The 9,036-nt window shown below is 58.5% G+C and carries 8 protein-coding genes; 2 read left to right on the top strand and 6 right to left on the bottom strand.

Going from position 1 to position 9,036, the window contains the following annotated elements; translation table 11 throughout:
• The 6 genes from V3W31_06755 to V3W31_06730 all read right to left on the bottom strand — a co-directional run.
• The coding region (locus V3W31_06755) for a cytochrome b N-terminal domain-containing protein (protein ID MEE9614637.1) at positions 1-823 on the bottom strand (823 nt) is incomplete at its 3' end.
• Positions 824-914: 91 nt separating this feature from the next.
• The gene (locus tag V3W31_06750) at positions 915-1,373 is read right to left on the bottom strand and encodes a tetratricopeptide repeat protein (protein ID MEE9614636.1); all 459 of its coding nucleotides are present in this window, start codon (positions 1,371-1,373) and stop codon (positions 915-917) included.
• A gap of 210 nt (positions 1,374-1,583) precedes the next feature.
• Complete coding sequence (locus tag V3W31_06745; GenBank protein ID MEE9614635.1) at positions 1,584-3,134, bottom strand: c-type cytochrome; 1,551 nt, start codon at positions 3,132-3,134, stop codon at positions 1,584-1,586.
• A gap of 56 nt (positions 3,135-3,190) precedes the next feature.
• The gene (locus V3W31_06740) at positions 3,191-3,949 is read right to left on the bottom strand and encodes a cytochrome c (GenBank protein ID MEE9614634.1); all 759 of its coding nucleotides are present in this window, start codon (positions 3,947-3,949) and stop codon (positions 3,191-3,193) included.
• Positions 3,950-3,980: 31 nt separating this feature from the next.
• Positions 3,981-4,787, bottom strand: coding sequence for a c-type cytochrome (locus V3W31_06735; protein ID MEE9614633.1), 807 nt, complete (start codon positions 4,785-4,787; stop codon positions 3,981-3,983).
• Positions 4,788-4,801: 14 nt separating this feature from the next.
• Complete coding sequence (locus V3W31_06730) at positions 4,802-6,691, bottom strand: cytochrome ubiquinol oxidase subunit I (GenBank protein ID MEE9614632.1); 1,890 nt, start codon at positions 6,689-6,691, stop codon at positions 4,802-4,804.
• Positions 6,692-7,538: 847 nt separating this feature from the next.
• Between V3W31_06730 and V3W31_06725 the strand changes: the two genes are divergently transcribed.
• The gene (locus V3W31_06725; GenBank protein ID MEE9614631.1) at positions 7,539-8,039 is read left to right on the top strand and encodes an NUDIX hydrolase; all 501 of its coding nucleotides are present in this window, start codon (positions 7,539-7,541) and stop codon (positions 8,037-8,039) included.
• A 55-nt stretch (positions 8,040-8,094) separates the two neighbouring features.
• Positions 8,095-9,036 (top strand): hypothetical protein (locus tag V3W31_06720; protein MEE9614630.1); only part of this gene is annotated, 942 nt, incomplete at its 3' end.

Here is a 9,036-nt window from a genome sequence, read left to right as displayed (position 1 = left end):
AATAGGGCAGGAAGGCGAACAGAAGGAGAAGCGTCAGGGGCAGCACTATCGAAAGGAAAGGCACCGCCGCGCCCTTGAAGTAGTAGAACGGGAGGAGGAGAGTCAGCACGTACCACTCGGGCTCGGGTATGTACTCCCCTTCGAGCGGAAAGGGTATCATCTCCGGGTCATTGGAGGGGATGGTCACGGAGGTGGCAAGCACCACGACTGCGATAAGGAACGGCAGCGTCACGGCCATGTGCCTCAGCATGTAGCGGAAGATCCCCCTCTTCCTGAGCTTCACCAGGAAGTGGTAGTCTATGAGGACGAGCCCAATGACCGGCAGTATGAGTATGTGTATCGCAAGGTAACGGGGAAGGGTGAAAGACTCGAGGAAAAAACCCTTCAATGCCGGGCCGACGACCGGGAGCGCGGCAAAGTAGTTCGGGACCATCTCCATCAGCCAGTAGCCCTTCCACTCCCAGGGGAGTATGAGGCCGGTGGTCAGCAGGAGGAAGAGCACCGGCACGAGCAGTACGCCGGTCAGCCACTCCAGGCGCTTCTGCGGCCTGAGGAACTCCAGCCTGACGGTGGTGCGTATGGTATGGACTATTATGGCGAGGAATACGCTGAAGGCTACCCAGCGGTGGAGGTTACGGGCGAGGCTCCCGCCGGTGACGACGTTGGTGAGGTACTGTACGCTCTTGTAGGCGGTCTTAAGGTCAGGCTCGTAGAAAAACACCAACACGAGCCCGGTAAGGAACTGTACCGCCAGGACGAGCAGGCCGAAACCGCCGAAGTAGTGACGCCAGTTCTGCCTCTCCGGTTTTATGAAATCCAGCAACTTCCCCCTCTGCCCCCTCTGCCTAAAAAAAACCCCATCCGTCCATGTCGACTTTACGGATGGGGTTTTTCATATCTCTACCGGGAACGACTCAGAGGTTCTTGCTCTCCTCTATCATCTGCTTGACCTTTTCCTGCTCGGGGTCTATGGTAAGCGACTTCTTCCACGTGTCTATCGCCTTGTCCGTATCTCCCGAACTCCTGTAGGCGAGCCCCAAGAGGTTATACGCCTCAATGTCCTTGCTATCAATGCTGACAACCCTCTCGAACGCCTGGACCGCCTCCCCCGGCAGGTTTATCTTAAGACACACTATACCCATATTGAAAAGGGTGCCGGTGTCCTCGGGGTCGTACTTGAGGGCCTCTCTATACTCCTCTATGGCCTCCTGGAACTTACCCTCGTCGTCGTAGATGTTGCCCTTGATATTATGTTCGTCGGCCTTCCTGTAGTCGTCCTCTGTCGGTCCGGCATTCGCCTCTCCGGCGAAAGACACGCCCGCAACGAACGTGAAGACCATTAATGCCGCCAATGTGCCTTTGAATAATCTCATTTACTTAGACCTCCGTCTTGAGTTAATGCTACCCGAAGTGCCTGCCTGTGAAAAGAAAACGACCCGCAATCCTCATTACGGGCCCATATACTCTTCATATTTTACCACCCGTCCCTCGCCTCAGTCAAGTCATTTCTGACCGGCAACCGACCACCCGGAAAGTGCATCGGGAATGGAAAGCCGGGGCCGGGGGGAGGGGGGAGGGGGGGGTTACCTTTTACGCGCGCTCCTGAGCCAGAGCAACTCTCCGCCGAAAACCAGGAGGGCAATGGCCAGGGGCCAGACTACGACGCCGCTCCCGGTCTTGGGCTCCATCAGGAGCCAGTACCATGCGGTCATGACGTGCTTGGAGCCCTCGTCGAAGTTGCTCCCGTCCCATGCGGCAAAGGAGATGGGGATGAACTTACCCTCCTCGAACTGCAGGTCCTGCTCGACGCCGGTCTTAAGCTTCCGCTTCATGACCACGCGCCACGTGCCGTTGTCGTAGACACCCTGGGCCTTCAAGCCGGAAGGTTCGGCGTCCCTCGGCGCAAAATCCTTAAAACCCTTCCCTTCGAGCAGATGGAGTGCCTGGGGGTCCGTCGTAGACTCGCCTATCCAGTGCCAGATATTTACGGGCTTGGAGGCGCTCCCCATGCCGAAGTAAGGCTTTTCGGTCTCGCCCGCGGGGGCGAGGGTAACGGGCAGCTGCACCGCGAAGGCGTCCTTCAGCGGGTCTCCGTCCGCTATCTCCTTCGCCTTCTCGTCACCCGGAAGGCTCTTTGTCCTGTCGTCCCACTCGATCAGCAACGCTATGTCGTTGTCGTTATATACCGCTTTTACAGAGACGGAGTTTATGGAAGGCGTGAAGAGCCGCTCCTCGGCGATTATCTGGGGGACCATGTAGAAGCTGGTAAACGCGGCCCCGGCCCACGCCTCGTTGTCCGACGTCTCGGGGACGTCCCCTTCCACGCGCACGGCCTTTATAACGGTATTGTTGCCTGGCTTCTTGTAGGGCTCATCAAGGGAGGCCACGTAGTTGGCCACGTGCCACCTCTCCTCGTCGCTGAGCTTCTTCTTGCTCTCCGGGTCGGCGAAGCTCGGCATCTGGGTGCCGGGGATGCCTATCGAGGCGCGGGCGTAGATGTTCCTGGGGTCGTTATTGACCCTGAAGGACCAGGCCTTGGTGAAGTTCCTGGGCCAGGTGCGGTAGCCCGCGTCGTCCTTGAGTTTTTTTGTGCCGTCTCCCTTCCCGAGCTGGCCGTGGCACTCGGTGCAGTTGTCCTTGAAAATCTCCTTGCCCTTGGCGATACTATCCTCGGAGGACGCCACCTGGGAGGAGAAGTCCAGCTGCCCCAGCTCCGGCGGCTCCAGCTCCGCAAGGCCCTTTATGTACGCGATCACGTCCCATATCTCCTCGTCGCTGAGCATATCGTCCCAGCCGGGCATCGACGAGTCGTTCATGCCACGCCAGTTGCGAATCGAGTTATGGACGGTACCGCCCTTATCGTCGCCCTTGCCCTTGACCATGCCGAAGAGGTCGTCGTCGCTCGGCATGACCTCGTCAAAGGGAGTGGTCTTGAACTTGAACATAACCGAGGTGAAGTCCCTGGGCGGCGGCACGAGGTACTCGGCCGCCGGGCCCTCGCCCGCGCCGTCCTCCCCGTGGCACCACCAGCACCTCTTATCGTATACCTTCCGGCCGTTGTCCGCATTCCCCGCGGCACCGGCGTATACGGGCACGAGCATCAACAGGAATATAGTTATAAAGATCTTTTTCATAAAATGACGTCCTCTTTTATTGAGTTGACGATAATCCTCTTACCCTATTCCCAGCCCTATTCCCAGGATCTGGGTATGTTCTCCGTATAGTCGTAGATAAAGAGGATGACTTTCCACACCTCATCCTCGGTAAGGAAGTCCTCCCATACGGGCATGGCCGACTTCCAGGGGGTGGCCTCCTTTGGGAGCCCCGGGCCGCCGGTCGTTATCCTCCAGAATACGAAGGACTCCTGGAGCTGGGCTATGGTGTCCTTGCCCTGGAACGGGAGCGGCCTCGGGTCGAAGCCCTGGCCGTAGTGCCCCCTTCCGTAGAGCTTGTCGCCGTGGCAGTAGAAGCAGTTCTGGAAGTATACCTCGCCGCCCTCCTTCACAAACTCCCTGAACTTCTCGGGGTCTTCCTTCTCGAGCTTGCGGTAGGGGTTTTCAAGCGTCATCATGTCATAGCTCTTGCCGTACACCTTCAACTTGGAGGGCGGGGCCGGGTGGGTGGAACGCAGTTCCACCGGCGACTCTAAGCTGGGCTTTACCTGGTTATAGGTTATTATTGCCGCTATAACCGGCACAATAACGAAGACCACGTTCCTCACAAGCGCCTTGCTCGGGTCCTCTACAAGCGCCTTTATGGGCCCGACCAGCTCCTGCGTGCTCTCCTCGCTGGAGGTCAGCACCATCAGTATCATCACCACGGAGAAGAACATGTACATGATGATGAGGCTCGCCGGTATGGGCTTGCCCAGGAACAGGTATGGCGCCTGGAATATGAAGTAGGCGACAAGGGTGGCTATGACGAACTGTAGCAGCTTGGGTATCTTCATAAAATAAAAGCCTCTCTCTATGGAATACCGCTTATTTGGAGTTGGCCATGTAGTCCACGAGCATCTCCACCTCGCCCGCGGTCATAGTGTCTTTAAAGGTCGGAGGCATCATGCCGGGAGGGAAGCCCTCGGCCACGTCGGCGTTCGGGTCGATTATGCCCCTCCTGATATAGTCGGTATCCTTGGTAGCCCCTATCTTCGTCAGGTCGGGCCCTATGGCTCCCACCTGTCCGGCTATCTTATGGCACGCGCCGCAGCCGTACTTTGCCACGGCCTCTTCCACGGTCGTTGCAGGCGGCGGGGGCGCCGCGGCCTCCTCGCCTCCGGCCTCCTCTGCGGCGGGTATCTCAACGGTTACTTCAACGCCCGCGTTATCCTGGAGGTAGGCGATAACGGCCATGAGCTCGGCCTCTTTCAAACCCACCGCGCCCGTTGATACGTCGGGCATGGGGCTCTTGGGAGGGTCCGTGCCCATAACGCCGAAACCTGCGACCACATAGGCCGACGGCTTGACCATGGACTCGTAGATGTACCCCGCCGCGTCCTTGGCCTCGCCCTTGTATCCCGGGTCTTTAATCCTTTCGTCGGCCACGTCGGCCACCGAGTCAAGCAGGGGAGCCCTGCCGCCCACCGGGTTATGGCAGAGCGTACAGGTCCCCTTGCCGTTAAATATCTTGTCGCCGAGGGCAATGAAGTCGCCCATGCTCATCTGCCCCAGGTCCAGCACCTCTTCCTTTGGCGGAGGGGCCGGCTGGATGGAGGGGATGTAGACCACGGCAAAGCCCGCGTAGAAGACCAGGATCGCCAGGCTGAAAAGTATCATTTTTAAAAAAGTCATCTACGGAGCCCCCTTTATTGTGGCGCCTGTTTCCTGGCACCCAGTTGGCTGAGCCAGAAGATGAAGATGATTATGGCCATGAATACTATGGTAGCCACGCTCACGGTCTTGGCCGCATAGGCTATGCTCGGGGTAAAGGCGTCCGGAGAGCTGTCGCGCATGACGGTGTACACGTGCCAGTGCTGCCTCAAGGCGGACCTTATAAAGCCCATAAGCCCCATGAGCCACGTGAAGGAGACCGCCAGCATAAAGAGCGCGTACTGGCTTCTCGCGGGCATCTTGCCCCACTCAAACGGTCCCACGTCCTTTGCCCCCCTGTACATAAGAACGTCTATTACCATGCAGGACGCTATCACCAGCAGGGTGGAGGCCACCTGGGGCACGCTTGATGCGACCTTGTAGACGGTGTTGGTGAAGTAGCCGTAGTATATGCCGAGCACCGCTATGTTCACCGTGGCGGCGACGAATATCGCCACCTGGGCGGCGTTCCCGTAGGCCGCCCACGAGACGGTCGGTATCTTATTGGCCCGGCGGTACAGGAGGAAGCTCAGGAACGTGGACATAAGCATGATGTTGACCGCCGTATTCTTCGCCGGCATGATGCCGAGCGGCCCGAGGAACGGGTGGTACTGTCCGCCGAGCGCCTCAAGCTCCCAGTTCTCGAGTATCAGGGTGTGCGGCGTAAACCATACGAGGAAGCAGGTGACTATAACGAAGCCTATGTACTTGATGTACTTGGTGTAGCGTACGGCCCCCGGGCTCCTGCCCATGCCGCACCATAGATAGTAGTTCGCCGAAAGGAAGAGAGCGCCGATCAGGACCGCCTGTAATATGAAGAGCCACGCGAAGACGCCGCCCATGGCGGTAATACCCATCTGCTGGCTGTAGGCGTATACCTCGGCTATAAGCCAGTAGCCCGCGAACGGGAGCGGCAGGAGCGCGGCTATGGCTATGAAGTTCGCCGTATAGCCCATCCAGTCGTAGTGCGCCTTGCCCTCCTTGGTATCCGCGCTCAAGAACATGTAGGCCGCGTATGCGCCGACGACCGAGCCGCCGTAGGCTATGTTCGCGACGAACCTGTGGAGGTTTATCGGGTTCCAGAGGTGGTTGTGTATGGCGTGCCAAACGTTGCCGTCGAAGACCCCGGCGACGTCGACCCCGTGCGGGCTCATCATGAAGGTGACCCACGCGTTGGCGAGGAACATGAGCGTCGTTCCCACCGCGTTCAGGACGAGCCCGATGCTCAGGTGGACCCACTTCCAGGTCCCGTACTTCATGGCGTTCCAGCCGTAGTAGTAGAGGTAGAGCGACGCGCTTTCGGCGAAGAAGATGAGCGCGTACGCTATCATGGTGGAGCCGAAAATACTACTCATGTACTTCATGAAGTCCGGATAGAAGACGATAAGCGTCATGGTGAGCAGGCCGCCGAAGACGGCCGTCACAGAGTATGCGGTGATGCTTACCTTTATGAACTCATAGGCCATCTTGTCATAGCGCTCGTCCTTCGTGGCCATGCCGATGGCTTCTATTATAAAGACGAAAATGGGTACGGCGAGCACGAACGCGGCAAACCATAGATGGAGCTGGGCGGCAAACCAGGCGAGCATCCTGCCGTTGATCCAGCTTATCTGGGGGTAGTCCGCTTCGGTGAGCTTGGGCGCGGGCTGGTATACCGGAGTTCCTTCTTCAGCGGCTTCCGCGGCCTCCGCACCTTCAGCGGCCTCCGTCTCCACGGCCGCTTCTTCGCCGCCGGCTTCCGAGGCGAACACGTCCGGCGAACCGCCTATCAGGTCGAACGGGAAAAGCGAGACTGAAATGCCTATGAAGGCAAAAAGGATGAGAAAGACAACTGCCTTCCTCTTTCTGGAAAAACTGGAAAGACTATCCGGAGCGGACAAGCTCATTTTTTACTCCCGGGTAAGTTGCGAAAAAGCATCATACTTCCGTATCTAATGGCCCGCAGCGGGCGCAGCCGCTCCGCCGGTATACGTGAGCGGTATCCCCTGAAGATTGAAGAGCGCATAGTCAAGCAACAGGAATACCCCCGCGCAGACAACAAAGGCAGCGAGAAATGCCACGAAAGTCTTCATTGACGTACCCCCAAAATTATTGGTGCCCCAGGAACCAGTAGAAAAACCACAGTATAACAACCAACGTGGTTGCAAAAATCGCCGGTCCGACCTTGCTTGACTGCTCTGCCATGCTGTCCTCTAAGGGCTTGCTGCTTAAGTTAGGGCCGGCAACCTTATTTACCCGCGTTGCCGACCGATGGATACTAGCGGATACTGTGGCTACTATTGACAAACCGCCCGGAGGTGTATTACCCTCCGTTACTATGAAGAAGTGGAAACCGCAACCCGTGGATTACGTCATAATCGTGGGCGCCGTGGTAAACCTTATCGTTATAACCGCGATCCTGGTGTTTCACTTCACCAGATAACGCGGGGCAAACTCAGCCCAAAAGCCCCTATCCTATATCAGCCGAACCGGAGCTTGTCAAGGAATTTCTTTCGAATTTTTGGGGTTTTTCGAATTTTTTCGGATTTTAAAAACGTCCGACCTTATTTGAAACTATCGTTTTGTATCGCGCGCGGAAAACGGTTCGGATAGATTGAACGCAGGGCAGTACTCAAGGGGGTTTCAAGCCCTCCCTCCCTCCCCCGCCCGCCAAGTAGCAAAACGCGGGCGGGGGTATTCCCGCCCTCCCCCGCCCGCTAGAGGCGGGCGGGGGTATTATAGGTCTGAGCAACCATGACGGAAAAACACAAAAACCCGCTCCCCACGGTGGACATCATAATCGAGCTCGCCCCCGGCGGCATGATGCCGAACGGCATGATGCCGAGCGGCATGATGCCGAGCGCCGTGACGCCGAGCAACGGCATAGTGCTCATCGAACGAAAAAACCCGCCATACGGCTGGGCCATCCCCGGGGGGTTCGTGGACGCCGGTGAATCGCTCGAAGACGCCGCCCGGAGGGAGGCGATCGAGGAGACCTCGCTTTCCGTACGGCTCGTCTGCCAGATGCACGCCTACTCCGACCCCGGACGCGACCCGCGCTTCCATACCGTATCGGTCGTATTCGTGGCCGAGGCCCCACCCGGCGCCGAGCCCGTAGCGAGGGACGACGCCAGGGCGGTCGGGGTCTTTACGGAAGACACCCTCCCCGCACCACTCGCCTTCGACCACGCCGAGATACTAAAGGACTACTTCAGGTGGAAGAGGGAGGGGTTCCGGGTCTTCGGCCCGAAGTAGCAACGCCTGAACAATAACGCCGAAACAGCAACTAAAGGTGCCCGACATGCCTGAGATGTCCGACACAACCATCTATATACTCATCGCGGTCTTCGTCCTCGTCAACATGATGGTCACCGGCTTTGTCATCTACAAGGTCCGGCAAAGGCAGAAGGCCGGCGGGGCCGGGGGGCGGGGCGGGGCGGGCGGAAGCATGGAGGAGATCGCCTCCGCGCTCGAGGCAAAGGCGGAAGGCAACCGCATCACGGGGACCGTCCGGTCCGGAACAGGCGGGGAACTCCCCTACGAGTGCGAATACTCGCAAGGCTCGAAAAACACCCCCTCATACTTCAAGGTGCGCATCGAGTGCTCGTTCCCCCACCCACTAAAGATAAGGAGGGAGGGTGGCTTCGACAGGTTCGGGAAGAGTATCGGGCTCGCCGAGGAGGTGCAGACCGGCGAGAGGCAGTTCGACGAGAAGTTCTACGTGGCCACGGAAAACCGCGCCTTCGCCGGCCCCTACCTCATGGACGACAGGCGGCGCGCGCCCATAAAGGCGATATTCTCCCACCCGGTAAAGAGCATCACATTCTCCAACGACTCGATAGAGGTGCTAATGGAGGGCGTAGGGCCCTCCGACGTCAGCCCCGAGATGATAAAGGATATAGTCGAGAACCTGCCCGAGCTCGTCGGTGACCTGCCGGAGACCCCCGCGTCCATATCCATATCGCCGGGGAGAAGGGGGGAGAGGATGTCCACCGGGAAGCTCCTCATATTAGTCCTCACACCTTTCATCCTGGTCGGCAACGCCGGTATCGCGGCCATTATCTTCGGCATAATAAAGTACCCGCCCCTTGAGACCATGCCGGCCCTCATAGCCTCGGCCCGGTTCGCCCTCCAATACGCGCTCCCGCTCGGCATCCCGGTCCTCGGCGCCGTCTTCATCTCCGTAAAGGGAAGGCACGACGCGCACACGGTGTTTTTCTCGGCGGCGCTCGCGGCCCTTATAAGCTTTTCC

Source organism: Thermodesulfobacteriota bacterium (assembly GCA_036482575.1).
In the GTDB taxonomy this organism is placed as follows: domain Bacteria; phylum Desulfobacterota; class GWC2-55-46; order GWC2-55-46; family JAUVFY01; genus JAZGJJ01.
This window is presented reverse-complemented; position numbering and strand designations above follow the sequence as displayed.

What these genes read in the sequence shown, in the direction of transcription:
- V3W31_06750 (MEE9614636.1), bottom strand. Translation starts at nt 1,373, where the DNA reads ATGAGATTATTCAAAGGCACATTGGCGGCATTAATGGTCTTCACGTTC.
- V3W31_06745 (MEE9614635.1), bottom strand. Translation starts at nt 3,134, where the DNA reads ATGAAAAAGATCTTTATAACTATATTCCTGTTGATGCTCGTGCCCGTA.
- V3W31_06740 (MEE9614634.1), bottom strand. Translation starts at nt 3,949, where the DNA reads ATGAAGATACCCAAGCTGCTACAGTTCGTCATAGCCACCCTTGTCGCC.
- V3W31_06735 (MEE9614633.1), bottom strand. Translation starts at nt 4,787, where the DNA reads ATGACTTTTTTAAAAATGATACTTTTCAGCCTGGCGATCCTGGTCTTC.
- V3W31_06730 (MEE9614632.1), bottom strand. Translation starts at nt 6,691, where the DNA reads ATGAGCTTGTCCGCTCCGGATAGTCTTTCCAGTTTTTCCAGAAAGAGG.
- V3W31_06725 (MEE9614631.1), top strand. Translation starts at nt 7,539, where the DNA reads ATGACGGAAAAACACAAAAACCCGCTCCCCACGGTGGACATCATAATC.